The organism is Modestobacter altitudinis (assembly GCF_005930475.1).
GTDB classification, from domain to species: domain Bacteria; phylum Actinomycetota; class Actinomycetes; order Mycobacteriales; family Geodermatophilaceae; genus Modestobacter; species Modestobacter altitudinis.
In genome coordinates, this window is sequence record NZ_SJEW01000073.1 from 1 (window position 1) to 25,125 (window position 25,125).

22 protein-coding genes are annotated in these 25,125 nt (G+C 73.8%); 19 read left to right on the top strand and 3 right to left on the bottom strand.

Translation table 11 applies throughout. From position 1 onward, the window contains the following. Window positions 1-176 precede the first annotated feature (176 nt). Window positions 177-1,145, top strand: coding sequence for an FHA domain-containing protein (locus FHL79_RS20640; RefSeq protein ID WP_138760448.1), 969 nt, complete (start codon window positions 177-179; stop codon window positions 1,143-1,145). Window positions 1,146-1,389: 244 nt separating this feature from the next. Here FHL79_RS20640 and glgX read toward each other — a convergent pair whose 3' ends face one another. Continuing rightward, complete coding sequence (gene glgX, locus FHL79_RS20645) at window positions 1,390-3,534, bottom strand: glycogen debranching protein GlgX (protein WP_138760449.1); 2,145 nt, start codon at window positions 3,532-3,534, stop codon at window positions 1,390-1,392. Between the two features lie 72 nt (window positions 3,535-3,606). Between glgX and FHL79_RS20650 the strand changes: the two genes are divergently transcribed. The 13 genes from FHL79_RS20650 to ligA all read left to right on the top strand — a co-directional run bounded on the left by FHL79_RS20650 (window position 3,607) and on the right by ligA (window position 19,246). Then, window positions 3,607-4,416 (top strand): ABC transporter ATP-binding protein, encoded by an 810-nt coding sequence (locus FHL79_RS20650; RefSeq protein ID WP_138760450.1) that lies wholly within the window; start codon window positions 3,607-3,609, stop codon window positions 4,414-4,416. A gap of 38 nt (window positions 4,417-4,454) precedes the next feature. Continuing rightward, on the top strand, window positions 4,455-5,240 hold the full coding sequence (locus FHL79_RS20655; protein ID WP_138760451.1) for an enoyl-CoA hydratase/isomerase family protein: 786 nt from the start codon (window positions 4,455-4,457) through the stop codon (window positions 5,238-5,240). 36 nt (window positions 5,241-5,276) lie between these two features. Beyond that, complete coding sequence (gene cds1 / locus FHL79_RS20660) at window positions 5,277-6,386, top strand: L-cysteine desulfhydrase Cds1 (RefSeq protein WP_138760452.1); 1,110 nt, start codon at window positions 5,277-5,279, stop codon at window positions 6,384-6,386. 118 nt (window positions 6,387-6,504) lie between these two features. Further along, complete coding sequence (locus FHL79_RS20665; RefSeq protein ID WP_138760453.1) at window positions 6,505-7,284, top strand: electron transfer flavoprotein subunit beta/FixA family protein; 780 nt, start codon at window positions 6,505-6,507, stop codon at window positions 7,282-7,284. A gap of 24 nt (window positions 7,285-7,308) precedes the next feature. Further along, on the top strand, window positions 7,309-8,274 hold the full coding sequence (locus FHL79_RS20670; RefSeq protein ID WP_138760454.1) for an electron transfer flavoprotein subunit alpha/FixB family protein: 966 nt from the start codon (window positions 7,309-7,311) through the stop codon (window positions 8,272-8,274). 104 nt (window positions 8,275-8,378) lie between these two features. Further along, window positions 8,379-9,776, top strand: coding sequence for an MFS transporter (locus FHL79_RS20675; RefSeq protein ID WP_246081059.1), 1,398 nt, complete (start codon window positions 8,379-8,381; stop codon window positions 9,774-9,776). Next, entirely contained in the window at window positions 9,773-10,963 is a 1,191-nt protein-coding gene (locus FHL79_RS20680) for a cysteine desulfurase family protein (protein WP_138760456.1), read from the top strand. Before FHL79_RS20675 ends, FHL79_RS20680 begins: the two co-directional genes overlap by 4 nt. A 2-nt stretch (window positions 10,964-10,965) precedes the next feature. Next, the gene (mnmA, locus tag FHL79_RS20685; protein ID WP_138760457.1) at window positions 10,966-12,063 is read left to right on the top strand and encodes a tRNA 2-thiouridine(34) synthase MnmA; all 1,098 of its coding nucleotides are present in this window, start codon (window positions 10,966-10,968) and stop codon (window positions 12,061-12,063) included. Between the two features lie 281 nt (window positions 12,064-12,344). Continuing rightward, the gene (locus FHL79_RS20690) at window positions 12,345-14,057 is read left to right on the top strand and encodes a bifunctional metallophosphatase/5'-nucleotidase (protein ID WP_246081061.1); all 1,713 of its coding nucleotides are present in this window, start codon (window positions 12,345-12,347) and stop codon (window positions 14,055-14,057) included. Window positions 14,058-14,105: 48 nt separating this feature from the next. After that, window positions 14,106-15,149 (top strand): methionine synthase, encoded by a 1,044-nt coding sequence (locus tag FHL79_RS20695; RefSeq protein WP_218938542.1) that lies wholly within the window; start codon window positions 14,106-14,108, stop codon window positions 15,147-15,149. A gap of 351 nt (window positions 15,150-15,500) precedes the next feature. Then, a complete protein-coding gene (locus tag FHL79_RS20700) occupies window positions 15,501-16,706 on the top strand; it encodes an HNH endonuclease signature motif containing protein (protein ID WP_138760459.1) in 1,206 nt (401 codons plus the stop codon). A 68-nt stretch (window positions 16,707-16,774) separates the two neighbouring features. Continuing rightward, window positions 16,775-17,032, top strand: coding sequence for a DUF2283 domain-containing protein (locus tag FHL79_RS20705; RefSeq protein ID WP_171058265.1), 258 nt, complete (start codon window positions 16,775-16,777; stop codon window positions 17,030-17,032). A 45-nt stretch (window positions 17,033-17,077) separates the two neighbouring features. Next, entirely contained in the window at window positions 17,078-19,246 is a 2,169-nt protein-coding gene (gene ligA / locus FHL79_RS20710) for an NAD-dependent DNA ligase LigA (protein WP_138760461.1), read from the top strand. A gap of 5 nt (window positions 19,247-19,251) precedes the next feature. On the opposite strand, the gene FHL79_RS20715 is transcribed toward ligA, so the two are convergent. Continuing rightward, complete coding sequence (locus FHL79_RS20715) at window positions 19,252-19,914, bottom strand: ACT domain-containing protein (RefSeq protein WP_138760462.1); 663 nt, start codon at window positions 19,912-19,914, stop codon at window positions 19,252-19,254. Window positions 19,915-20,097: 183 nt separating this feature from the next. Here FHL79_RS20715 and gatC point away from each other — a divergent pair, with 183 nt between their 5' ends. The 5 genes from gatC to FHL79_RS20740 are packed head-to-tail and all read left to right on the top strand — an operon-like array spanning window position 20,098 to window position 24,187. Further along, window positions 20,098-20,397: an Asp-tRNA(Asn)/Glu-tRNA(Gln) amidotransferase subunit GatC gene (gatC, locus tag FHL79_RS20720; protein ID WP_138760463.1), complete on the top strand. Its 300-nt coding sequence runs from the start codon at window positions 20,098-20,100 to the stop codon at window positions 20,395-20,397. After that, the gene (gene gatA, locus FHL79_RS20725) at window positions 20,397-21,917 is read left to right on the top strand and encodes an Asp-tRNA(Asn)/Glu-tRNA(Gln) amidotransferase subunit GatA (protein ID WP_138760464.1); all 1,521 of its coding nucleotides are present in this window, start codon (window positions 20,397-20,399) and stop codon (window positions 21,915-21,917) included. Before gatC ends, gatA begins: the two co-directional genes overlap by 1 nt. After that, entirely contained in the window at window positions 21,914-22,108 is a 195-nt protein-coding gene (locus FHL79_RS20730; RefSeq protein ID WP_138760465.1) for a hypothetical protein, read from the top strand. The genes gatA and FHL79_RS20730 overlap by 4 nt, the downstream gene beginning before the upstream one ends. Next, window positions 22,105-23,616, top strand: coding sequence for an Asp-tRNA(Asn)/Glu-tRNA(Gln) amidotransferase subunit GatB (gatB, locus tag FHL79_RS20735; RefSeq protein ID WP_138760466.1), 1,512 nt, complete (start codon window positions 22,105-22,107; stop codon window positions 23,614-23,616). The genes FHL79_RS20730 and gatB overlap by 4 nt, the downstream gene beginning before the upstream one ends. 10 nt (window positions 23,617-23,626) lie before the next feature. Continuing rightward, a complete protein-coding gene (locus tag FHL79_RS20740) occupies window positions 23,627-24,187 on the top strand; it encodes a GNAT family N-acetyltransferase (protein ID WP_138760467.1) in 561 nt (186 codons plus the stop codon). Here FHL79_RS20740 and FHL79_RS20745 read toward each other — a convergent pair. Further along, a partial coding sequence (locus tag FHL79_RS20745; protein WP_138760468.1) for a PQQ-dependent sugar dehydrogenase occupies window positions 24,176-25,125 on the bottom strand: 950 nt, incomplete at its 5' end. The genes FHL79_RS20740 and FHL79_RS20745 overlap by 12 nt on opposite strands.

Sequence of the window (25,125 nt, forward strand, 5' to 3'; positions counted from 1 at the left end):
GGTGGGACGGACGGGAACCGCCGTCACTGTGCGTTTCTGGACGAACGCGCCGAGTGGTGGTCAGGGCTGCGACGGGTGTGACGGTTGGTACAGGTCGTGCTCAACAGGCTGCGATCACGGCGTGCCTCGTTCCAGTGACCCACCGGATCCCGTCACGGCTCATTAGTCTGGTCGTCATGCCCGACCGCTGTGAGGTCCTCCCCGGAGACTCTGTCGTCGCCCGCCGTGGTGGCGGCCTGCTGTGGGTCGACGCCCCCGGGTCGCCGGCGCTGGTGGCTGCGCTGCACGCCTGCCTGGGGGTCGCCGGCCCCGGCGCCGACCGGGTGCTGGCCGCCGTGGCCGGCCAGGTGTCCCGGCTGGCGGACGGCCCTGCCTCCTTCGCGCTCGTCCTCTCCGACACCACGGGCGGGTCCGCCTCCGGCGTCGCGCTGTGGTCGGGCAAGGGCCAGCCGGCCGTGGACGGCGTCCCGGTGTCCGGTCAGGCGGCCGACGGCTGCACGCTCGCCGCCGGCTTCTCCCTCGGCCAGACCCTCTACGTCGGCCCCGGTCAGTCGGCCGCCGCGATGCCCCCCGGTGTCGCGCTCGACCTGGTCGAGGGCACCGTCCCCGGTTCGGGGGCGCTGCTCCAGCACGCCGCCGTGGCCTCCTCGGCCGCGGTCGCCCCGCCGGCCACCTCGCTGCCCAGCGGTGAGTCCTTCACCGCGGGTTCGGACGCCGGGTTCGGCAACTCCGGCCGGATCGCCGCCCAGGCCCCCGCGACCGGTGGCGAGCAGACCGCCTTCTGGCGGCCCGAGCCACCGGCCGCGCCGGTGCTGCGCTTCGACGACGGCATGGTCGTCACCGTCGACGAGGACCTCGTGCTCGGTCGCCGTCCCGACGGCCACGACCTGGTGACCGGCGGGAACGCCCGTCCGGTGCCGATCGCCGACACCCAGAACGTGCTCTCCTCCGCCCACGCCGCCATCCAGCGCGCCGGCCGGGAGGTCTCGCTCACCGACCTCGGCTCGCTCAACGGCACCCACGTCGCCGGCCCGGAGGCCACCGAGTGGACCCAGCTCGAGCCGGGCGTCCCGCACCCGCTCGCCGACGGCGACCGGCTGCTGCTCGGCTGGACCGTCATCACCTTCGAGCAGACCCCGGAGTAGGCAGGCTCAAGCCTCGACCACGGCCCCGTCCTCCTGCTGGCGGACGGGGCCGTGCCACGTCCAGCAGGGGAACGGGGCCGTGCCACGTCCAGCAGGGGAACGGGGCCGTGTCACGTCCAGCAGGGGTCGGGGACGAGTGATCGCGAGGAGTGGGGCCCGTAGGGTCCCGCGACCGAGCGACTCAGCGGCTCACGGCCGCCGGGCACGGCTCCTGGCCGCGGTGCGGCCCGTCAGGGTCGCCATGTCATCGCACGACGCGCATCGCCCAGACCGAGCGGTCCGGCATCCGCACCCGGCCTGGGGGCAGCGCGGTCGGACGCGGCGGCACGCCGGTCGGGTACTCGGTGGCCAGCACCAGCTCGTAGCCGTCCCCCCACGGCGCCGCGGGCAGGACGACGTCCACCGGCTCGGGGCCGGCGTGCAGCCAGACCAGCCACGAGTCGTCGACGACCGGCCGGCCGCGCTGGTCGCGGTGCCGCAGCCCGCGGCCGTCGAGGTACATGCCGATCGTCTGCAGGCCGGTGTCGAACCAGTCGCGGTTGGTGAGCTGCTCGCCGCCGGGGGCGAACCAGGCGAGGTCCCGGGTGCCCCCGGTGCCGGGCACCTCGCTGCCCTCGAAGAACGCCTCCTGTCGCAGCGCCGGTGAGGTGCGGCGCAGGCCCACCGCGTGGGCCACGAAGCTCCACAGGTCCGGGTCGATCGCTGCCCAGTCCAGCCAGGAGACCTCGTTGTCCTGGCAGTAGGCGTTGTTGTTGCCGCCCTGGGTGCGGCCCAGCTCGTCGCCGGCGGTGAGCATCGGCACGCCGGTGGACAGCAGCAGGGTGGCCAGGTGGTTGCGCACCTGGCGGCCGCGCAGCTCGAGCACGGCCGGGTCGTCGGTGGGCCCCTCGACGCCGCTGTTCCAGTTCCGGTTGTGGCTCTCGCCGTCCCGGTTGTCCTCGCCGTTGGCCTCGTTGCGCTTGTGCTCGTAGGCGACCAGGTCGGCCATGGTGAAGCCGTCGTGCGCGGTCACGAAGTTGACCGAGGCGAACGGCCGGCGACCGTCGGAGCGGTAGAGGTCCGAGGAGCCGGTCAGCCGGTAGGCGAGGTCGCGGACGCCGACCCGCGCCCCGGACCACACGTCCCGCACCGTGTCGCGGTACTTGCCGTTCCACTCCGTCCACGGCGGCGGGAAGTTGCCCACCTGGTAGCCGCCCTCCCCGACGTCCCACGGCTCGGCGATCAGCTTCACCGAGCTGACCACCGGGTCCTGGTGGACGACGTCGAAGAACGCCGACAGCCGGTCGACGTCGTGCATCGAGCGGGCCAGGGCCGAGGCGAGGTCGAAGCGGAACCCGTCGACGTGCATCTCGGTCACCCAGTAGCGCAGCGAGTCCATCAGCAGCGCCAGCACGGCCGGCCGGCGCACGTCCAGGGTGTTCCCGCAGCCGGTGTAGTCGGTGTAGCGGGACGGGTCGTCGCCGGCGCCGGGCCCGCCCAGGCGGTAGTAGCCGGCGTTGTCGATGCCCTTGAACGACAGCGTCGGGCCGGTGTGGTCGCCCTCGGCGGTGTGGTTGTAGACGACGTCGAGGATCACCTCGATGCCGGCCGCGTGCAGCGCCTTGACCATCGCCTTGAACTCGGTGACCTGCCCGCCGCCGGTGCCGGCCGAGCTGTAGGCGCCGTGCGGGGCGAAGTAGCCCAGCGTGTTGTAGCCCCAGTAGTTGGTCAGCCCGCGGCGCAGCAGGTGCGGCTCGCTGACGAACTGGTGCACCGGCAGCAGCTCGACGGCCGAGACGCCGAGGGAGATCAGGTGCTCGACGAACGCCGGGTGGGCCAGCCCGGCATAGGTGCCGCGCAGCTCCGGCGGGACGTCGGGGTGGCGCATGGTGGCGCCCTTGACGTGCACCTCGTAGACGACGGTGTCCGACCACGGGGTCCGCAGCAGCGCGTCGCCGTCCCACGGGAACGAGTCGTGGACGACGACGCCGCGCGGCACGAACGGGGCCGAGTCCGCCGGGTTCAGCGCGAACGGGTCGCGCGGGTCGTGGGCGTAGAGGGACCCGTCGAGGACCAGGTCGCCGTCGACCGCGCGGGCGTAGGGGTCCAGCAGCAGCTTCGCCGGGTTGTACCGGGCGCCCGAGGACGGGTCGTAGGGCCCGTGCACCCGGTAGCCGTACCGCTGACCGGGGCCGACGCCGGGGACCCGACCGTGCCAGACCTGGTGCGTGGTCTCCTGCAGCCGCTGGCGGTGCTCGGTGCCGTCGGGGTCGAAGAGGCACAGGTCGACGGCGGAGGCGCCGGCCGACCAGAGCGCGACGTTCGTGCCGGTGCCGTCCCAGTGGGCACCCAGGGGAGCCGCCTGACCGGGCCACACCTCGACGGTCCGCGCGCTCCTCGATGCAGTCACCCGGGCATCCTGCCCGACCGTCGGCGCGCCGTGCCGCAGCCCGGTGCCCGGGATCGCCGGCGGGTTGGTTGGATGAGCGACGTGTGGACAGAACCGGTCGTCGAGATCCGGGGCGTGGACGTCGTCCGAGGCGAGGCGCACCTGCTGCGGGGGGTCGACTGGACCGTCCGGCCCGACGAGCGGTGGGTGCTGCTGGGGCCCAACGGGGCGGGCAAGACGACGCTGCTGCAACTGGCCTCGGCGCAGATGCACCCGACCCGCGGCTCCGTGGGCATCCTCGGCGAGACGCTCGGCGCGGTCGACGTCTTCGAGCTGCGACCGCGGATCGGGCTGACCAGCGCGGCGCTGGCCCAGCGGATCGACCCCGGTGAGCGGGTCGGCGACATCGTGGTCAGCGCCGGGTACGCCGTCGTCGGCCGGTGGCGGGAGCGCTACGACGTCCACGACCTGACCCGGGCCGCGGTGCTCATGCAGCAGTGGGGCGTGGCCCGGATGGCGCACCGGCCTTTCGGCACGCTGTCGGAGGGGGAGCGCAAGCGCACCCAGATCGCCCGGGCGCTGATGACCGACCCCGAGCTGCTGCTGCTCGACGAGCCGGGCGCCGGGCTGGACCTGGGAGGCCGGGAGGACCTGGTCACCCGGCTGTCCGACCTGGCCCGCGACCCGTACGCGCCGGCGCAGGTGCTGGTCACCCACCACGTCGAGGAGATCCCGCCGGGCTACACGCACGCGTTGCTGCTGCGCGGCGGCGAGGTGGTGGCGGCCGGGCCGGTCGAGGACGTGCTGACCGCCCCGCTGCTCTCCGCCGCGTTCGGCGTCCCGCTGGAGGTCCAGCGCGAGGGCGGGCGGTACGCCGCTCGCCGCGCCGCCCAGGCAAGCTGAGCCCCCCGCAGGACACCGCAGCAGCACGGAGGCCCCCCATGGCAGACCCCGAGTTCGTCACCCTCCAGGTGGAGGACGGCGTCGGCACCATCCGGCTCGACCGCCCGAAGATGAACGCGATCGACGAGCAGATGCACCAGGAGGTCCGGGCGGCCGCCGTGCAGGCGACCGAGCGGGCGGACGTGCGCGCCGTCGTGGTCTACGGCGGTGAGCGGGTGTTCGCCGCCGGCGCCGACATCAAGGCGATGTCCGCACTCGACGGTTCGGGCATGGTCGCCTGGGGGCGCGAGCTGACCGCCTCCTTCACCGCGGTCGCCCGGATCCCCAAGCCGGTCATCGCCGCCGTCACCGGCTACGCCCTCGGCGGTGGGTACGAGCTGGCGCTGTGCGCCGACTTCCGGGTGCTGGGCACCAACGCCAAGATCGGCCAGCCGGAGATCCTGCTCGGGGTGATCCCCGGCGCCGGCGGCACCCAGCGCCTCGCCCGCCTGGTGGGCCCGGCCAAGGCCAAGGACCTGGTCTTCACCGGCCGGCACGTGGCCGCGGAGGAGGCCCTGGTCATGGGGCTCGCCGACGCCGTCGTCCCGGACGACGAGGTGTACCCGACCGCCGTCGCGATGGCCCGCAAGTTCGCCGCCGGGCCGCCGCTCGCGCTGGCCGCCGCCAAGCAGGCCATCGACGAGGGGCTCGACGGGGACCTGGACGCCGGTCTGGCGCTGGAGAGCCGGTTGTTCGCCGCGCTGTTCGACACCGAGGACCAGCGGACCGGGATGCGCTCGTTCCTGGAGAACGGCCCGGGGAAGGCGACCTTCACCGGTCGCTGAACCGGCCGGCCGAGCACGGTGGGGGATCATGCCGGGGTGACCGCCGGCGCCCCCACGGACCTCGACCGCTCCGACCCCGACGGCCGGGCGTGGCTGGAGCGGGCCGTGGCGCTGGTCGAGGCCGACGCGCACCGGTCGGCCGACACCCACCTGCTGGTCTACCCGCTGCCGCCCGAGTGGGGCATCGACCTGTACCTGAAGGACGAGTCGACCCACCCGACCGGCAGCCTGAAGCACCGGCTCGCCCGCTCGCTGTTCCTCTACGCGCTCTGCTCGGGTCAGCTGCACGAGGGCAGCACGGTCGTCGAGGCCTCCAGCGGGTCCACCGCCGTCAGCGAGGCCTACTTCGCCCGGATGCTCGGCCTGCCGTTCGTCGCGGTGATGCCGGCGACGACCAGCGCGGAGAAGATCGCGCTGATCGAGTTCCACGGCGGCCGCACCCACCTGGTGGCTGAGGCCGGCACCGTCTACGACGAGGCCCGCCGGATCGCCGCGGAGACCGGCGGGCACTACCTGGACCAGTTCACCAACGCCGAGCGGGCCACCGACTGGCGCGGCAACAACAACATCGCCGAGTCGGTCTTCGACCAGCTGGCGCGGGAGCGGCACCCGGTCCCGGAGTGGGTGGTCGTCGGCGCGGGCACCGGCGGCACCAGCGCGACGATCGGGCGCTACCTCCGGTACCGCCGGCTCCCCACCCGGCTCGCCGTCGTCGACCCGGAGGGCTCGGCGTTCTTCCCCGGTTGGCGGGACGCCGACCCGACCGCTCCTGGTCGGGGCTCCCGGATCGAGGGCATCGGGCGGCCGCGGGTCGAGCCTTCGTTCGTGCCGACGATCGTCGACCGGATGGTCTGCGTGCCCGACGCCGCGTCGCTGGCCGCCATGCGGCACCTGGAGCGGGTCACCGGCCGGCGGGCCGGCGGGTCCACCGGCACCAACCTGTGGGGCGCGTTCGGCCTGATCGCCGAGATGCTCGCCGCCGGGCGCACCGGCAGCGTCGTCACCCTGCTCTGCGACGGTGGCGAGCGGTACGCCTGCACCTACTACGACGACGGGTGGGTGGCTGCGCAGGGCCTGGACCTGGTGCCGCACACGGCCACGCTGGAGGCGTTCACCCGGACCGGGGAGTGGCGGACGACGGCGTGATCGGCGTCACGGGGACCCACCCTGCCCACCGGGTGTTACCCGGAAGTAACCTCGATGATCGGCGACGAGGCGGGCCCCGCCCGTGCCCCCATGAACCACCGCGGAGGTTGGTCTGACGATGAACATCGTCGTTCTGGTCAAGCAGGTCCCCGACTCCGGCAGCGAGCGGAAGCTGGACCCGCAGGACAACACCGTCGCGCGGGCCACCGCCGACAACGTGATCAACGAGATGGACGAGTACGCCATCGAGGAGGCCCTCACCGTCAAGGAGGCCCAGGGCGGTGAGGTCACCATCCTGACCGTCGGCCCCGACACCGCCACCGACGCGATCCGCAAGGCGCTGTCGATGGGTGCGGACAAGGCCGTGCACGTCTCCGACCCGGCCATCCACGGCGCATGCGCACCCCAGACCTCGGCGATCATCGCCGCGGCGCTGGGCCAGCTGGACTACGACCTGGTGCTGTGCGGCGCGGAGTCCACCGACGGGCAGGTGTCGGTGATGCCGGCGCTGCTCAGTGAGCGGCTGGGCATCCCGCAGCTGTCCGGTGCCCGCAAGCTCACCATCGAGGGCGGCACGGCGAAGATCGAGCGGCAGACCGACGGCGGCTACTGGGCGCTGGAGGCGCCGCTGCCGGCGGTCGTGTCGACCTGGGACACCATCAACGAGCCCCGCTACCCCTCGTTCAAGGGGATCATGGCGGCGAAGAAGAAGCCGGTGCAGAACCTGACGCTGGCCGACCTGGGCATCGACCCGGCCTCGGTGGGCCTGGCGACCGCGACGTCCAAGGTCGTGGACTTCGCCGGCCGCCCGCCCAAGGGCGAGGGCGTGAAGGTCACCGACGAGGGCGACGGCGCCGACAAGCTCGTCGGCTACCTCGCCGCCCAGAAGATCGTCTGACCCGGACAACGGAGGAGAAGAACGATGGCAGAGGTCCTGGTCCTGGTCGAGCTCAACCCCGCCGCCGGCGGGCCCCGCAAGACGACGCTCGAGGCGCTGACCGCGGCCCGCGCGCTCGGTGAGCCCTCCGCGGTGGTCATCGGTGCCCCTGGCACCGCCGCCGGTGTCAAGGACGCCCTCGCCGAGTACGGCGCGGGCAAGGTCTACGTCGCCGAGTCCCCCGAGATCGAGGAGTACCTCGTCGCCCCCAAGGCGGAGGTGCTCGCCCAGCTGGTCGCCTCGGTGTCGCCGGCCGCGGTGGTCATCCCCTCCTCGCCGGAGGGCAAGGAGATCGCCGGTCGGCTGGCGATCAAGACCGGCTCGGGGTTCCTGACCGACGTCACCGAGATCCACCCCGACGGCACCGCCACCCAGGTGGCGTTCGCCGGGGCGACGATCGTGCACTCCCAGGTCACCGTCGGCACCCCGATCTACACCCTGCGGGGCAACTCGGTCACCCCCGAGCCGGCCCCGGCCGCCGGGGCTGAGGAGACCGTGCAGGTGACGATCTCCGAGGCGGCCAAGGCGACCCGGGTCGTCGACCGGGTGGTGGAGCAGAAGTCCAGCCGCCCGGAGCTGACCGAGGCCTCGATCGTGGTGTCCGGTGGTCGCGGGGTCGCCAGCGCGGAGAACTTCGCCGTGATCGAGGGGCTCGCCGACTCCCTCGGCGCCGCCGTCGGCGCGTCGCGGGCGGCGGTGGACTCCGGTTTCTACCCGCACTCCTTCCAGGTCGGGCAGACCGGCAAGACCGTCTCACCGCAGCTGTACATCGCGGTGGGCATCTCCGGGGCGATCCAGCACCGGGCCGGCATGCAGACGTCGAAGACCATCGTCGCGGTCAACAAGGACCCCGAGGCGCCGATCTTCGAACTCGCCGACTTCGGCGTGGTGGGCGACCTGAACACCGTCGTCCCGGCCGCCACCCAGCAGATCACCGCCCGCAAGGCATAAGGACCCCCTGCAGCACGTCGAGCGCCGGCCCCCTCGGGGGTCGGCGCTCGACGCGTCTCCGGCGGGTCGGGAAGGGACGGGCCGGGGTGCGGGTTGCGCCCGGGGTGGGAGGACCAGGGACGCCGGGGCTGCTGGACGCCCGGCACCGGCTGACCACCGTCGGACTGCTGCTCCTGGTCACGCTGGTGGCCTTCGAGTCGATGGCGGTCGCCACCGCGATGCCCACCGCGGTCACCGAGCTCGACGGTCTGGCCTGGTTCGGCTGGCCGTTCACCGCCTTCCTCGTGGCCCAGGTGGTCGGCATGGTCGTCGGCGGGGACGTCGGTGACCGGCGGGGCGCCCGGGCCGGCCTGGTCTGGGGCGTCGCGGTGTTCGCCGTCGGCCTGCTCGCCTGTGGCGTGGCGGCGGACATGGCGCTGTTCGTGGCCGGCCGCGCGGTGCAGGGCTTCGGCGGCGGGCTGATCTCGGTGGCGCTCTACGTCGCCATCGGGCAGGCCTACGAGGCGTCGCTGCGGCCCCGGTTGTTCGGCGCGACAGCCGCCGCCTGGGTGCTGCCCGCGCTCATCGGGCCGCTGGTGGCGGGCGCGCTGACCACCTCGGTGGGCTGGCGCTGGGTGTTCCTCGGCCTGCTGCCGCTGGTGCTGGTCGGGCTGTGCCTGGTGCTGCCCGCGCTGCGCGCCCTTCCCGTCCCGGCCGACCCGCCGCCGGCCCGCGTCGCCCGCCGCTGGTGGGCCGGCCTGGCCGGGCTCGGCGTCGGCGCCCTCCAGTACGCCGGCCAGCGGCTGGACCTGCTCGGCGCCGTCCTGGCCGTCGGCGGACTGGTCGCGCTGGCCGTCGGCCTCCGGCCGCTGCTGCCCCGCGGGACGGTCCGCGCCGGCCGCGGCCTGCCCACCGTGGTCGCCGCCCGGGGTCTGCTGGCCGGCTCCTTCTTCGGCATGGACGCGCTGCTGCCGCTCACGCTCAGCGCGGTCCACGGCTACAGCCCCACGGCCGCCGGCGTCCCGCTGACCGCCGGTGCCGTGGGGTGGGCGGCCGCCTCGCAGGTGCAGGGCCGGTACGCGGGCGCCTCGCGGGTCCAGCTGCTGCGGGTGGGCTTCGTGCTGCTGGCCGTCGGGCTGGCCGGGACCGCGGTGACCGCCGTCCCGGGCGTCGGCGGCTGGCCGGCCTACCTGACCTGGGGGCTCGCCGGGCTGGGCATGGGGCTCGGCATGCCGAGCGTCGGGGTGCTGCTGCTGGCCCAGTCGCCGGAGCACCGCCGCGGCGCGGACTCCGCGGCCCTCAACATCGCCGACGTGACCGCGTCGGCGCTGTGCATCGGCCTGACCGGCGTCCTGGTGTCGGCGGCGACCGCCGGCCTGCTGCCGCTGCGCGGCGTCCTCGTCGTGGTGGCTGCGGTGTACGCCGCGCTGGCCGTCGTCGGGGCGGTGGTCGCCGCCCGCGCCGCCGCACCGGTCGCCGCGGAGGCGCCCCCCGCAGGCGCGACTACTCTGGCGGGGCCATGACGTACCTGGACCACGCTGCGACGACGCCGATGCTGCCGTCGGCACTGGCGGCCATGACCGAGCAGCTGGCCCGGGTCGGCAACGCGTCCTCGCTGCACGCCAGCGGCCGCGAGGCACGGCGCGTCGCCGAGCAGTCCCGCGAGCAGCTGGCCGCCGCGCTGGGTGCCCGCCCCTCGGAGGTGCTGTTCACCGGCGGCGGCACGGAGGGCGACAACCTCGCCGTGAAGGGCCTGTACTGGGCCCGCCGTGCCGCGGAGCAGGGCCGCCGCCGGATCGTGGCCAGCCCGGCCGAGCACCACGCCGTCCTGGACAGCGTCGAGTGGCTGGAGAAGCACGACGACGCCGAGGTCACCTGGCTGCGGGTCGAGCCCGACGGACGGATCACCCCGGACGCGCTGGCGCAGGCCCTCGGCGACGGCCGGGACGTCGCCGTCGCCAGCGTGATGTGGGCCAACAACGAGATCGGTGCGGTCAGCGACCTCGCCGCGCTCGCCGCCGTCGCGCAAGCCGTCGGCGTCCCGCTGCACACCGACGCGGTGCAGGCGATCGGCCAGCTCCCGGTGGACTTCGGGGCCAGCGGCGTCGACGCGCTGACGATGACCGGTCACAAGCTCGGCGGTCCGATGGGCGCCGGCGCGCTGCTGCTGCGCCGGGACGCCGAGTGCACCCCGCTGCTGCACGGCGGCGGCCAGGAGCGCGACGTCCGGTCCGGCACCCTCGACGTCGCGGCGATCGTCGGGCTCGCCGCCGCCACCCAGAGCGCCGTCGACGACCGGGTCCAGCGGGCCGCACGGGTCGGCGCCCTGCGGGACCGGCTGGTGGCCGGCGTCGTGGAGCAGGTGCCCGACGCGCAGCTCAACGGACCGGCGCTGGACGCCGTGGTCGGCGGCGGCCCGGGGCGGCTGCCCGGGAACGCGCACCTGTCCTTCCCCGGCGCCGAGGGCGATGCGCTGCTCATGCTGCTCGACGCCCGCGGCATCGAGTGCTCGACCGGGTCCGCGTGCAGCGCCGGAGTCGCGCGGCCCAGCCACGTGCTGCTGGCGGCCGGCGCCGACCCCGCCCGCGCCCGCAGCTCGCTGCGCTTCAGCCTGGGGCACACCTCGACCGACGCCGACGTCGACGCCGTGCTCGCCGTGATCGCCCCGGTGGTCGAGCGGGCCCGTCGAGCCGGCATGGGAGGTCACTGACCATGCGCCTCATCGCCGCGATGAGCGGGGGAGTGGACTCCGCGGTCGCCGCCGCGCTGGCCGTCGAGGCCGGGCACGACGTGACCGGGGTCCACCTGGCGCTGTCCCCGGACCGGCAGACCCTGCGCAGCGGCGCCCGCGGCTGCTGCAGCGTCGAGGACGCCCACGACGCCCGTCGGGTCGCGGACTCCCTCGGCATCCCCTTCTACGTCTGGGACCTTGCCGACCGGTTCCGCGAGGACGTCGTCGAGGACTTCGTCGCCGAGTACGCCGCCGGCCGCACGCCCAACCCGTGCCTGCGCTGCAACGAGAAGATCAAGTTCTCCGCCGTGCTGGACCGGGCGCTGGCGCTGGGCTTCGACGCCGTCGTCACCGGCCACCACGCGCGGCTCGCCGACGGCGAGCTGCGCCGCTCCGTCGACGCGGCCAAGGACCAGTCCTACGTCCTGGGCGTGCTCACCGCACGACAGCTCGCGGGGGCGGTGTTCCCGCTCGGGTCGATGACGAAGGAGCGGGTGCGCGAGCTCGCTGCCGAGCGCGGCTACGCGGTGGCCACCAAGCCCGACTCGCACGACATCTGCTTCATCTCCGACGGCGACACCCGCGGCTTCCTGGCCCGCCGGCTGGGGGAGCAGCCCGGCCCGGTGGTCGACGCGGCCACCGGCGCCACGGTGGGCACCCACGCCGGCGCCTACGGCTTCACCATCGGCCAGCGCCGAGGGCTGGGGGTCAGCACCGGCGACCAGCGGCCGCGCTACGTGCTGGGCATCGAGCCGGTCAGCCGCACGGTGACGATCGGCACCGCGGAGCAGGGCGAGGTGGACGAGGTGGTCACCCAGGCGCCGACCTGGACCGGGCCGGTGCCGGAGCTGCCCTGCCGTGCCTCCGTCCAGTTGCGCGCGCACGGGACCCCGGTCGGCTGCACCGTGTCCGGCACCGAGGAGGGCGGCCTGCGGATCGAGTTCACCGAGCGGCAGCGCGGGGTGGCCCCAGGGCAGTCCGCCGTGCTCTACGCCCCGGACGCCGACCGCGGGGACCGGGTGCTCGGCCAGGGCACCGTGTTGCGCGCGGGTGAACGGTCGGCGGCGCTCCACACCTGACCCTTGGCAGGTACACAGCACGGGGCTAGCGTCTGAACTGCACGACGTTACGCACGGCTACTTAGAGCAACTACAGATCTGAGTGCCCCGCTGCCGGGCCGAGCACCTGCACGGCCCGGTCCCCGTGTCCTGGAGGACCCTTGCGCAGAACGTGCCTGACGATCGCCCTCACCGTGGCCACTGCCGCGCTCGTGAGCGTCCCTGCTGTTGCCTCGGCTGCCCCGGGCAAGGGTGATCCCAAGCCGGGTCCGCAGAGCCCCGTCCCGGTGCAGCTCATCGCCATGAACGACTTCCACGGGCGCATCTCCGAGGCCGACCCGACGACCTCGGACGCCAAGCTGACCGCACCGGGACCGGACGGCGCGTACGGCACGCCCGACGACACCACCCAGATCGTGGGCGGCGCAGCCAACGTGTCCTCGACAGTCAAGGCGCTGGAGCAGCAGTTCCTTGCGTCGGCCGGTGCGAAGGCCGCATCCTACTTCATCGGCGCCGGCGACCTCGTCAGCGCTTCCGCCTTCGAGTCGAGCGTCTACAAGGACGAACCGACCATCGAGGTGCTCAACGCCATGGGGCTGGACGCCTCCTCGGTCGGCAACCACGAGTTCGACCGGGGCACCGAGGAGCTGCGGCGCATCTCCGCCGCCACGGACGACACCTACACCGACGACGTCACCGCCTGCGAGGGGGTGACGGTCGGCGTCGACGGCTGCTTCGGCACCCAGGGCCACCAGTTCAAGGGGGCCGACTTTCCCTACCTCGCGGCCAACGTCATCTCGAAGGAGACCGGCGAGCCGATGCTGCCGCCGTACCAGGTCTTCGATGCCGGGGCGGGGAAGAAGGTGGCGCTGATCGGCGTGGTCACCGAGACGACCCCGACCATCGTGTCGCCTACGGGGATCGCGGACGTGACGTTCATCGACGAGGCCGACGCGATCAACCGCTGGTCCAAGGTCCTGACCAAGCAGGGCATCAAGGCGATCGGTGTCGTCGTGCACGAGGGCGGCACCAACGGGGGCGCGGACGCGGCCAACCCGAACGGCTGTGCCGGGCTGACCGGCCCGATCGTGGACATCAACAACCGGGTCTCCGACCAGGTCGACCTCATCGTCAGCGCGCACACCCACCAGGCCTACAACTGCCTGCTCCCGGTGCCCGGTGGGCAGCCCCGGCTGGTCACCCAGGCTGGCTACTACGGCCGGCTGGTCACCGACATCCGGCTGACCCTCAACTCGAAGAGCGGTGACGTCGACCGGAGCGCCTCGTACCAGGCCGCCAACGTCCCGGTCCTGAGGACGAACCCGGACCCCGCGGTGGCGGACATCGTCACGTACTGGAACGACCGGGCGAACGTCACCGGCAACGTCGTCGTCGGCACGGTCACGGGTGACCTGCTGCGGGCCCGCAACGGCACGACAGTGGTCCGCAACGACGAGTCGGTGCTCGGTACGTTCGTGGCCAACGCACAGCTCGCCTCATCAGCCACTCGGCCCGAGCTCGGCGCACCCGTCGTGGCGTTCATGAACCCCGGTGGGCTCCGCACCGACATCACCGCCGGTGAGGTCACCTACCGGGAGCTGTTCAACGTCCAGCCGTTCAGCAACACGGTCAACACGCTCACGCTGACGGGTGCGGCCATCGACGACGTCCTCGAGCAGCAGTTCCGGGGTGCGGACGCCACCAGCGACCTGGTGCTCTCCACCTCTGACGGGTTCACATACCAGTACAACCGCGCCCTGCCAGAGGGAGAGCGCGTGCTGGACTGCTCGATCAGCATCGGCGGGGTCCCGGTCACGCCGACCGGCACCTACCGTGTTGCAGCCAACTCGTTCCTGGCCGGCGGTGGGGACAGCTTCACCGCATTCACGACGGGCACCGGGCAGGTCACCGGTCCGGTCGACGTCGACACAGCGGTTCAGTATCTCCAGGGCAGGACGCTGACCCCTCCGACCGGGGACCACGCCATCCCGGTGACGACGGCGGCCTGCAACTGACGGCGACGACGGGCAGGGGCATGACGGTGGCGGGTTACCGTCGCCGTCGTGGCCCCGCCGACTGAACACCCGGACGACAGCACCGCATCGAGCACCGACGACCTGAGGCCGGTCCCCACCGTGTGGGGGCCGGCCTCCGGCGTCGGGTCCCTGCCCGGCACGGACCCGGTGGAGGCGCTCCGGCTGGTGACCGGGGAGCTGCCGGACTTCCCGCACCTGCCCGAGCTGCCCGAGCGGGGGGCGGGCGCGGACATGATCGGCCGCGCGGCGGCGCTGCTGGTCGACCTGCACGTCGACCTGACCCCGGCCGGCTGGCGGCTGGTCCCCCGGCCGGGCGCCGACGAGCGCCGGGCGCAGGCGCTGCTGGCCCGGGACATGGACGCGCTGTTCGAGGTCGCCGAGCGGTACACCGGACCGTTCAAGGTGCAGGTGGCCGGGCCGTGGACCCTCGCGGCCGGGCTGGAGCGCACCCGCGGCGACCGGGCCGTCGTCGACCCCGGCGCGCGCCGGGACCTGGCGCAGTCGCTGGTCGAGGGCATCGCCGCGCACGTCGCCGACGTCTCGGCCCGGGTGCCCGGCGCCCAGGTCGTCGTCCAGCTCGACGAGCCGTCGGTGCCCGCCGTGCTGCAGGGCGGCCTGCCGACGGTCAGCGGCTTCGGCAAGCTGTCGGCCGTCGAGGCGCACGTGGTGGAGGAGCTGCTGACCCGCCTCGTCGACCGGGTGCCCGCCCCGGTCGTCGTCCACTGCTGCGCGCAGCGGGCGCCGCTGGACCTGTTCCGCGCGGCCGGGGCCGCCGGGCTCTCCTTCGACCTCGGCACGGTGCAGGACCTCGACGCCGTCGGCTCGGCCGTGGAGGCCGGCACCCACCTGCTGGTCGGCGTCGTCCCGGGCACCGACGCGACGCTGACGCCGGCCAAGGCGACCGCGAGCCGGCTGACCGCCTGGTGGAACGAGCTCGGCTTCCCGGCCGAGCAGCTCCACTCGGCCGTCACGCTCACCCCGGCCTGCGGCCTGGCCGGGGCGAGCCCGGCCTACGCCCGCACGGCGATGGCCCACGTCCGCGAGGCAGCGAAGTACCTCCAGCCGGAGTGACCTCTGCACCGATGCGGCTCTTGCTCGGGGAACACCAAAGGCGCGCCTTCGGTGTGTGCTGAGCCCCACCAGGGTGGACGCCAAGAGCGTGCCTTTGGCGTTCGCGCCGGTTGCGGGCGCTTATGGCGGTGAAGTTGCGGAGTACCTCCAGCCAGAGACCCAGCCCCCGAGGGGTCCCGCCCGGGGACGCCGATGGCGTGCCTTCGGCGGTCTCGGCGAGTGCCCCAGGCGCCATGTCAAGAGGTCATAGAAATCTGTGGACAGGAGTCTGACCTGGGGATTCATCTTGTCCGGCACCCTTTGCGGCGGTAGACTTCGTACACGTGTTCGAAGGCGTGGAGGGGGTGTCCGGTGGGTGAGTTGCAGTCCGCGTTGGACGCCCTGGCCGTCGAGGACCTCTTCGCCCTGGCGCCTGGCGCGGTGCTGGAACGGACCACGGCGCTCCTGCAGGTGGTCAACCGCGCCACCGCGGAGCTGACCCGCACCGTCCGGCACGCCGACGCCACCGGCGCCGCGGAGCACGACGGGAAGAAGACGATGCCGTCCTGGCTGCGTGGGCACGGGCACCTCACCGCCGGCGAGGCCGGGCGGCTGGTGCGCTCGGGCCGGGCGTTGGAGCACCTGCCGGCCACCGCCGCGGCGTTCGCCGAGGGCACCCTCACCGCCTCGCAGGTGGCGGTGATCGCCCCGATCGCCGGCGACGCCGAACTCGCCGCGGCCGACGAGCAGGACGTCGACCTGGGCGTGATCGATCGGGCGCTGGTTGCCGTCGCCACCGGTGAGGCCCATGACCGGCTCGCCCAGGTGGTGCACCACTACCGCGAGGCCCTGGACCCCGATGGCACCGAACCGGACCCCACCGAGGGCCGCCAGGTCCAGGTGGCGCGGCACGCCGATGGGCGCCGGTCCATCCGCGGGGAGCTCGACGCGGTGAGCGGGGAGAAGTTCGAGGCCGCGCTGGAGTCGATGGTGCAGGCCAACCGTCCCCAGGGCGATGACCGCACCCGCGCCCAGCAGCTGGCCGACGCCCTCGTCCAACTCTGTGACAACGCGCTGGCGTCGGGTGGGTTGCCGAAGCTGCGGACGGTGAAGCCGCAGGTGGTGCTCAACCTCGACATCGACGACCTGATCGACCCCGCCACCGGCCCGGGTGCGGCCCGGACCGGGTTCGGTGGGCAGATCTCCGCGGCCCGGGCCCGCTGGCTGGCCTGCGACGCGAGCATCTCGAGGATCGTGATGGGCCCCGACGGGGTGCTGCTGGACCTGGGCCGGGACCACCGGGTGGTCACCCCCGGCCTGCGCAAGGCCGTGGAGCTGCGGGACGGGCACTGCGTGTTCGCCGGCTGCGGCGCCCCGACCTACTGGTGCGACGTCCATCACCTGATTCATTGGATCTTCGGCGGGGAGACCAGCCTGGAGAACTCCGGGCTGCTGTGCGAACGGCACCACACCAAGGTCCACCACGGCTTCCGGATCGAACGAGATCCCGGCGGGCGATGGCACACCTACCGCCCCGACGGCACCGAGATCCTCATCGGACCACCGCTGCTGGTCTGAACCGGCGCTGCTCCATGCCGGTGGTGCTGCCTGCCGTTCAGGCATGCGCAGAGCGGCAGGATGGCGACATGCCTCAGGAGTCCGGGTACCGCGACGAGCAGGTGCGCCTGCGCTTGACGTGGGACCGCGAAGCGGGAGCGGGCTACCTCTCGTTCACCGACGCCGCCGCTGGTACAGCCGTCAGCCAACGCGTCGTCGCGAGTCCCGTGCCCCGTGCCGGTGACGTGGTCCTCGACTTCGACGGTGAGGGGCGAGTCCTCGGCGTCGAGTTCCTCGGCCGGGGGGTGCTCCCGCCAGGACTCGCAACCCTGCTGGGTGAGCGGTGATCGCTGTCCGGTTTCCCGTCAGGCCCTCCGGCTACCGTCAGCGACGTGAGCACCGAGGCAGAGGTGGAGCAGGAGGCCGTCGACGGCATGGACCAGCCGTCGGTGGGGGCTGCGGTCGACCGCGAGGACCTCACCCAGGTCCCCGACGGCGCGCGCACCCGGCACCGCGACCTGTCCGAGCAGCTGGACGGGTACGCCTTCGCCTACTACGTGCAGGACGCCCCGCTGGTCAGCGACGGGCAGTACGACGAGCTGATGGGCGAGCTCAAGGCCCTCGAGGCGGCCCACCCGGCGCTGGTCACCCCCGACTCGCCGAGCCAGAAGGTCAACGGCGGTTTCGGTGCCACCTTCGCCCCGGTCACGCACCCGGAGCGGATGCAGAGCCTGGACAACGTCTTCTCCTCCGACGAGCTGTCGGCCTGGGCCGCCCGGGCCGAGCGCGACGGCGCTGCGGGCGCCGGCTTCCTGTGCGAGCTGAAGGTCGACGGCCTGGCCATCGACCTGGTCTACGAGCGCGGCCGGCTCACCGGCGCCGCCACCCGCGGTGACGGGACGACGGGGGAGGACGTCACCGCCAACGTCCGCACCATGGCCGTCGTCCCCCAGCAGTTGAGCGGCGACGACGTCCCGAAGTTCCTCGAGGTCCGCGGCGAGGTCTACTTCCCGGTCGCCGCCTTCGCCGAGGTCAACGCCGGCCTCGTGGAGGCCGGCAAGGCGCCGTTCGCCAACCCGCGCAACGCCGCGGCGGGCTCGCTGCGGCAGAAGGACGCCCGCGAGACCGCCAAGCGCCCGCTCAGCATGGTGGTGCACGGGATCGGCGCCCGCCGCGGCTTCGAGCCGCAGCGCCAGTCCGCGGCCTACGAGCAGCTGCAGGCCTGGGGGCTGCCGGTCAGCACCCGCTACGCCGTGGTCGAGGACCTGGAGGGCGTCTGGGCCTTCATCGAGCGGTACCGCGAGCAGCGCCACTCCGTCGAGCACGAGATCGACGGCGTCGTCGTCAAGATCGACCAGGTCTCCCTGCAGCGCCGGCTCGGGTCGACCAGCCGCGCCCCCCGCTGGGCCATCGCCTTCAAGTACCCCCCGGAGGAGGCGACGACGAAGCTGCACGACATCCGGGTCAACGTCGGCCGCACCGGCCGGGTCACCCCGTTCGCCTACATGGAGCCGGTCAAGGTCGCCGGCTCCACCGTGCAGCTCGCCACGCTGCACAACGCCAGCGAGGTCAGGCGCAAGGGTGTGCTGATCGGCGACACCGTCGTCATCCGCAAGGCCGGCGACGTCATCCCCGAGGTGCTCGGCCCGGTCGTCGCTGCCCGCGACGGCTCCGAGCGGGAGTTCGTCTTTCCCACGCACTGCCCCGAGTGCGGCACCGAACTCCGCCCGGAGAAGGAGGGCGACGCCGACATCCGTTGCCCGAACGCCCGGTCCTGCCCGGCACAGCTGCGGGAGCGGGTGTTCCACGTCGCCGGCCGGGGTGCCTTCGACATCGAGGTGCTCGGCTACGAGGCGGCCATCGCGCTGCTGGAGAGCCACCTGCTCACCGACGAGGGCGACGTCTTCTCCCTCGACGAGGACGCCCTGCGCCGCACCGACTTCTTCACCAAGAAGGACGGCACCCTGTCGGCCAACGGGCAGAAGCTGCTGGCCAACCTGCAGACCCGCAAGGACATCCCGCTGTGGCGGGTGCTGGTCGCGCTGTCCATCCGGCACGTCGGCCCGACCGCCGCGCAGGCGCTGGCCCGGGAGTTCCGCTCGCTGGACCGGCTGCAAGAGGCCGGCCAGGAGGAGCTCGCCGCCGCGGAGGGCGTCGGCCCGACCATCGCCACCGCGGTCCGTGACTGGTTCGCCGTCGACTGGCACCGCGACGTGGTCGAGAAGTGGCGCCAGGCCGGCGTGCGGATGGTGGACGAGGGCGAGGAGGCCGGCCCGGGCCCGCTGACCGGGGTCACCGTCGTCGTCACCGGGTCCTTGCGCGACCACAGCCGTGACTCCGCCATCGCCGCCATCCAGGAACGCGGCGGCAAGGTGACCGGCTCGGTGTCGAAGAAGACCGGCTTCGTCGTCGTCGGCGCCGACCCGGGCAGCAAGTACGACAAGGCCGTGTCGGTGAAGGCACCGATCCTCGACGACGACGGCTTCGCGGTGCTGCTGGACGAGGGTCCCGACGCCGCCCGCGAGGTCGCCACCATCGGCGACGGCTCAGCCGAGGGCTGAGGGAGCTACGCCGGGGGCAGCCGGGCGACGGTGGCTGCCAGCCCGGTGAGGTGGGCCAGCCGCAGCAGCTCCGAGCGGCGGAACGCCGGGCCGCCCGAGCGGCCGAGCAGCACCGCAGCGCCGTCGGGGTCCAGCGGTGCGGCCATCATCTCCACCGCCATCTCCTGCCAGCGCTCGGGCACCCAGTCCGCGTCGCTGGGCAGCAGCATCGGCGACCTCAGCGGCAGCCACGGCAGCGCGATGCCCTCCAGCGCGGGCGCGGCGTCGGAGGCGGCCAGCAGCGTGACGTCGGTCCCGCCGTCGGCCAGCACCACCGCCCAGCCGCTGCGGAAGACCCGCGGGAGCTCCGCGGCGAGCACCTTCGCGGTGCCCACCCCGGCGGGCGCGAGCGCCTCCAGCAGGTCCAGCTCGCGGTGGGTGTCCAGCGGGCCGGCGAACGGGCGGAGCGACTCCACCTGCACCCCGGGCACGGCGGTCGCCGCGGTGATCAGGCTGTCGGCCACCCGGTCGGCCGGGAGCTCCACCACGACGTCGTCCACGGCGACGCCGTTGCCCCGTTCCAGGACGTCGACGGAGATGATGTCGATGCCGGCGGCGCCGAGCGCGGTCGCGACCGCTCCGAGCGTGCCGGGCCGGTCGGGGACGACCAGCCGCAAGAGATAGGACACGGATCCCTCCGGTGCCGTGCTGCGCGGCCGATCGACGTCGATCGTGAACGGGCCCAGCCTCCCGCATCCCGGGCCCGGGGACCAGCCCCGCCGCGCGATCGGGCCGCGACTGGCTCCCGCGTAGGCTGGCCGGGTCCTGAAGCGATACGGAAGAGGGTCCTGGCCCAGCATGGACGGCGCAGCATGAGCAGCATCTCGCGGGACGACGTCGCGCACCTGGCGCGGCTGTCGCGCCTGGCGGTCACCGACGAGGAGCTCGACCGGTTCGCCGGCCAGCTCGACCAGGTGCTGGCCGCGGTGGCGCGGGTGGGGGAAGCCGCGGTGGCCGACGTCCCGCCGATGTCGCACGCCGTCCCGCTCACCAACGTGCTGCGTGCCGACGAGGTGACGCCCAGCCTGCCGCGCGACGCGGTACTGGCCGGCGCGCCCGCCGCCGAGGACGGGCGCTTCCGCGTCCCGCGCATCCTGGGGGAGGACGCCTGATGACCGATCTCACCCGCATCGACGTCGCCGAGCTGGGCCGGTTGCTGACCGCCGGGGAGGTCAGCGCGGTCGAGGTGACCCGCGCGCACCTGGACCGGATCGCCGCCGAGGACGGCCGGCTGGGCGCCTACCTGCACGTCGAGGACGACGCCGCGGTCACCGCCGCCACCGCTGTCGACGAGGCCCGCGCGCGGGGCGACGAGCTGCGCCCGCTGGCCGGGGTGCCGGTCGCGCTCAAGGACCTCGTCGTCACCAAGGACGTGCCGACCACCAGCGGCTCGAAGATCCTCGAGGGCTGGCTGCCGCCGTACGGCGCCACCATCGCCACCCGGCTCGCCGACGCCGGCACCGTGCTGCTGGGCAAGACCAACATGGACGAGTTCGCGATGGGCTCCTCCACCGAGAACTCCGCCTACGGCGTGACCCGCAACCCCTGGGACCTCGACCGGGTCCCGGGCGGCTCGTCCGGTGGGTCCTCGGCCGCGGTCGCCGGCCACCTCGCGCCCTGGGCGATCGGCACCGACACCGGCGGCTCGATCCGGCAGCCGGCCGCGGTCACCGGCCTGGTCGGGCACAAGCCCACCTACGGCTCGGTCTCCCGCTACGGCCTGATCGCGTTCTCCTCCAGCCTCGACCAGGCCGGCCCGATGGCCCGCACCGTCCTCGACGCCGCCCTCATGCACGAGGTCATCGGCGGCCACGACCACTGCGACTCCACCAGCATCGACGCGCCGCTGTCCGGGCTGGTCGACGCCGCCCGCGCGGGGGCGAGCGGTGACCTGCGGGGCCTCCGGGTCGGCGTCGTCCGGGAGCTCGGCGGCGACGGGCACACCGACGGTTACGAGCCCGGCGTGCTGGCCCGCACCCGGGAGGCCGTCGAGGTGCTCGCCGGGCTGGGCGCCGAGGTCGTCGAGGTCTCCTGCCCCTCCTTCGACCTGGCGTTGCCGGCCTACTACCTGATCGCGCCCAGCGAGGCCTCGTCCAACCTGGCCCGCTACGAGGGGGTCCGCTTCGGCCTGCGCGCCGGGGACGACGGCAGCCACGACCTGGACGACGTCATGGCCCTCACCCGCGAGCAGGGCTTCGGCCCCGAGGTGAAGCGCCGGATCATCCTCGGCACCTACGCGCTGTCCAGCGGCTACTACGACGCCTACTACGGGCAGGCGCAGAAGGTCCGGACGCTGATCACCCGCGAGTTCACCGCGGCCTTCACCGACGTCGACGTGCTGGTCAGCCCGACCACGCCGACCGTCGCGTTCCCGATCGGCACCAGGGTCGACGACCCGATCGCCATGTACGCCGCCGACCTGTGCACGCTGCCGGCGAGCCTGGCGGGCCTGCCGGCGATCTCGGTCCCCAGCGGGTTGTCCGACGGGCTGCCGGTCGGCTTCCAGGTGATGGCCCCCGCGCTCGCCGACGACCGCTGCTACCGGGTGGCCGCCGCTCTGGAGGCAGCGCAGGACGCCGCCCGTGGCCACCGGCTGCTCGACGAGCTGCCCACCCCGGCGGGCGCGGCGTGAACGGCGCGCTCAAGGCCGCCTGGGCCCTCACCGTCTTCGTCATCGTCGTCGGCATCGTCGGCTGGGCCACCAGCGGCCGGGCGGTGTTCGCCGTCTTCATCGTCCTCGGCGTGCTCACCGGCGTGGCCGCCCTGTTCGCCTTCCGCACCACCCCGCCCGTCGGCCGGCCGACTCCTGAGGACCGCACATGACACTGACCGCCGGCGACCGCCTGGTCGACTACGACGAGGTCCTGACCCGCTACGAGCCGGTCATCGGCCTGGAGACCCACGTCGAGCTGGGCACCGCCTCGAAGATGTTCTGCGGCTGCGCCACCACCTTCGGCGCCGAGCCCAACACGCACACCTGCCCGGTCTGCCTGGGCATGCCCGGCTCGCTGCCGGTCGCCAACGCCGCCGCGGTCGAGGCCACCATCCAGATCGGCCTGGCGCTGGGCTGCCGGATCGCGAACTGGTCCCGCTTCGCGCGCAAGAACTACTTCTACCCGGACATCCCCAAGGGCTTCCAGACCAGCCAGTACGACGAGCCGCTGTGCATCGCCGGCCACCTGGACGTCGAGGTGGACGGCGAGACCTACCGGGTCGAGATTGAGCGCGTGCACCTGGAGGAGGACACCGGCAAGAACCTGCACGTCGGTGGCGCCACCGGGCGCATCCACGGGGCCGACCACTCGCTGATCGACTTCAACCGGGCCGGCATCCCGCTGGTGGAGATCGTGACCCGCCCGGTGCCCGGCGCCGGCGCCAAGGCACCCGAGGTCGCCCGCGCCTACGTCACCGAGCTGCGCGAGATCGTCCAGACCCTCGGCGCCTCCGACGTCCGGATGGAGCAGGGCAGCCTGCGCTGCGACGTGAACATCTCGCTCAACCCGATCGGCGCGCTGGAGCTCGGCACCCGCACCGAGACCAAGAACGTGAACTCGCTGCGGTCGGTGGAGCGCGCCGTCCGGTTCGAGATGCGCCGGCAGGCCGCCGTCCTCGACGAGGGCGGCCGCATCGTGCAGGAGACCCGGCACTTCCACGAGGACACCGGCACCACCTCCTCCGGGCGCAGCAAGGAGGAGGCGACCGACTACCGGTACTTCCCCGAGCCCGACCTCGTGCCGCTGGCGCCGGACGCCGACTGGATCGAGCAGCTGCGCGCCGCGCTGCCCGAGCTGCCGGCCGCCCGCCGTGCCCGGCTGCAGCAGGAGTGGGGCATCTCGGGCACCGAGATGACCTGGCTGGCCAACGCCGGCGCACTGGGCCTGGTCGAGCAGACCGTCACCGCGGGCGCCACCCCCGGCGATGCCCGCAAGTGGTGGCTGGGCGACCTCGCCCGCCGCGCCAACGAGGCCGGCACCGAGCTCGCCGAGCTGCCGATCACCCCGGCGCAGGTCGCCGAGCTGTCCGGGCTCATCGCCGAGGGCACCATCAACGACAAGCTGGCCCGGCAGGTGCTGGACGGCGTGCTGGCCGGCCAGGGCGACCCGGCGCAGGTCGTCGCCGCCCAGGGCCTGGCGGTCATGGGGGAGAGCGACGAGCTCGTCGCCGCGGTCGAGGCGGCCATCGCCGGTGCGCCGGACGTCGTCGCCAAGGTGCAGTCGGGCAAGGTGCAGGCGCTGGGCGCGCTCGTCGGTGCGGTCATGAAGACCACCCGCGGCAAGGCCGACGCCGGCACCGTGAAGCGGATGCTGGAGGAGCGGGTGCTCAGCTCCTAGGGTCGGGCGGGTGGAGCTCCCGGACGTCGAGCTCCGCCCGCTGCGCCGGGCGGACCTCCCGTTGCTCGGCCGCTGGCTGGCCGAGCCGCTGGTCGTCCGGTGGTGGCACCACGAGAGCACGCCCGAGGCACTCGAGCGGGACTTCGGCCCGAGCCTGGACGGCGAGGACGTCACCGCGCTGTACGTGGCGGAGCACGACGGCGCCCCGTTCGGCCTGGTCCAGGTCTACCCGATCGAGGCCTACCCCCAGTACGTCGAGGAGCTGACCGGGGTCTGCGCCGTCCCGGCCGGGGCGCTGAGCATCGACTACCTCATCGGCGAGCCGTCCGCCCGGGGCCGCGGGCTGGGCACCGCGATGATCGCCGCCGCCGTGGCCCGGGGGTTCTCCGACCACCCGGACGCCGCCGACGTGCTGGTGCCCGTGGCGCTGGGCAACGTGGCCTCGTGGCGGGCGCTGCGCCGGGCGGGGGCCAGCTGGTACGCCGCCGGTGAGCTGAGCCCGGACAACCCGGACGACCCGCCGGACCACGTCGTCCACCGGTTCAGCCGTCAGGCCCTGCTACAGGGGTGAGTCGGACCCCGAGGACGGCGGGACGACGCGGAGCACCCGGTCGTCGTCGGCCTCCGGTGTGCCGACGCCGTCGCGGTTGGACGTGGTGATCCACAGCGCCCCGGACGGGTCGAGCACCACCGTGCGCAGCCGGCCGTACTGGTCTGCCAGGAACGGCTGGGGTTCCCCGACCAGGTCGCCGCTGCCGTCGAGCTGGGTCACCCGCACCTGCCGGCCGTCCATCGCCCCGAGGAACACGTAGGGGCCGGAGACGGCGCACCCACCGAGCCCGCCCTCGGCGGCGGGCACCTCGAGCGCCGGGTCGGCGCCGTCGGGTCCGACGTCGCCGCCGGGGGTGACGGCGTCGAGCACGTCGGGGCCGGAGGGCGCCTCGTCGGTGGCGTAGAGCTGCAGCGGGCCCTGGCACAGCGCGGTGACGTCCTGGTGCCCGCGGCTGAACACCGGTCCGTCGCCCACCGGCTGGCCGAAGACGTCGATGGCGAGCACCTTGCCGGCCAGCGACACCGGGTCCTGCGCGAGGGCGGGGACGCCGGTGTCGCCGGTGCCCACGTAGAGCGTGCCGTCGGGGCCGAACAGCAGCCCGCCGCCGTTGCCGACCTCACCGCGGGGGATCCCGGTGAGGACCGGGTTCGGCGTGCCGCCGAGCGGGAAGCGGACCACCCGGTTGTCGGTGGCGGTGGAGAGGTAGGCGTAGACCAGCCCGTCCTCGCCGAAGGTGGGGGAGAGCGCCAGCCCGAGCAGGCCGCCGTCCCCGCCGGCGTCGACCGGCAGCGTCATCAGCTCGCGCGCGGGGGAGCGGTCGGGGAAGACCTGCAGCAGCCGGCCGGAGTCGCGCTCACCGACGACCGCGGTGCCGTCGGGCAGCACCACGAGCCCGGTCGGGACGGTCAGGCCGGTGGCCACGACGTTCGGGTCGCCGTCCTGCTCGTCCTCGGTCC

Excerpts from the sequence above, each read along its gene's own strand:
- mnmA (WP_138760457.1), top strand. The coding sequence starts at position 10,966 with ATGCGCCTCATCGCCGCGATGAGCGGGGGAGTGGACTCCGCGGTCGCC.
- gatA (WP_138760464.1), top strand. The coding sequence starts at position 20,397 with ATGACCGATCTCACCCGCATCGACGTCGCCGAGCTGGGCCGGTTGCTG.
- FHL79_RS20650 (WP_138760450.1), top strand. The coding sequence starts at position 3,607 with ATGAGCGACGTGTGGACAGAACCGGTCGTCGAGATCCGGGGCGTGGAC.
- FHL79_RS20665 (WP_138760453.1), top strand. The coding sequence starts at position 6,505 with ATGAACATCGTCGTTCTGGTCAAGCAGGTCCCCGACTCCGGCAGCGAG.
- FHL79_RS20690 (WP_246081061.1), top strand. The coding sequence starts at position 12,345 with ATGAACGACTTCCACGGGCGCATCTCCGAGGCCGACCCGACGACCTCG.
- gatC (WP_138760463.1), top strand. The coding sequence starts at position 20,098 with ATGAGCAGCATCTCGCGGGACGACGTCGCGCACCTGGCGCGGCTGTCG.
- gatB (WP_138760466.1), top strand. The coding sequence starts at position 22,105 with ATGACACTGACCGCCGGCGACCGCCTGGTCGACTACGACGAGGTCCTG.
- FHL79_RS20670 (WP_138760454.1), top strand. The coding sequence starts at position 7,309 with ATGGCAGAGGTCCTGGTCCTGGTCGAGCTCAACCCCGCCGCCGGCGGG.
- FHL79_RS20655 (WP_138760451.1), top strand. The coding sequence starts at position 4,455 with ATGGCAGACCCCGAGTTCGTCACCCTCCAGGTGGAGGACGGCGTCGGC.
- FHL79_RS20705 (WP_171058265.1), top strand. The coding sequence starts at position 16,775 with ATGCCTCAGGAGTCCGGGTACCGCGACGAGCAGGTGCGCCTGCGCTTG.
- FHL79_RS20680 (WP_138760456.1), top strand. The coding sequence starts at position 9,773 with ATGACGTACCTGGACCACGCTGCGACGACGCCGATGCTGCCGTCGGCA.
- FHL79_RS20640 (WP_138760448.1), top strand. The coding sequence starts at position 177 with ATGCCCGACCGCTGTGAGGTCCTCCCCGGAGACTCTGTCGTCGCCCGC.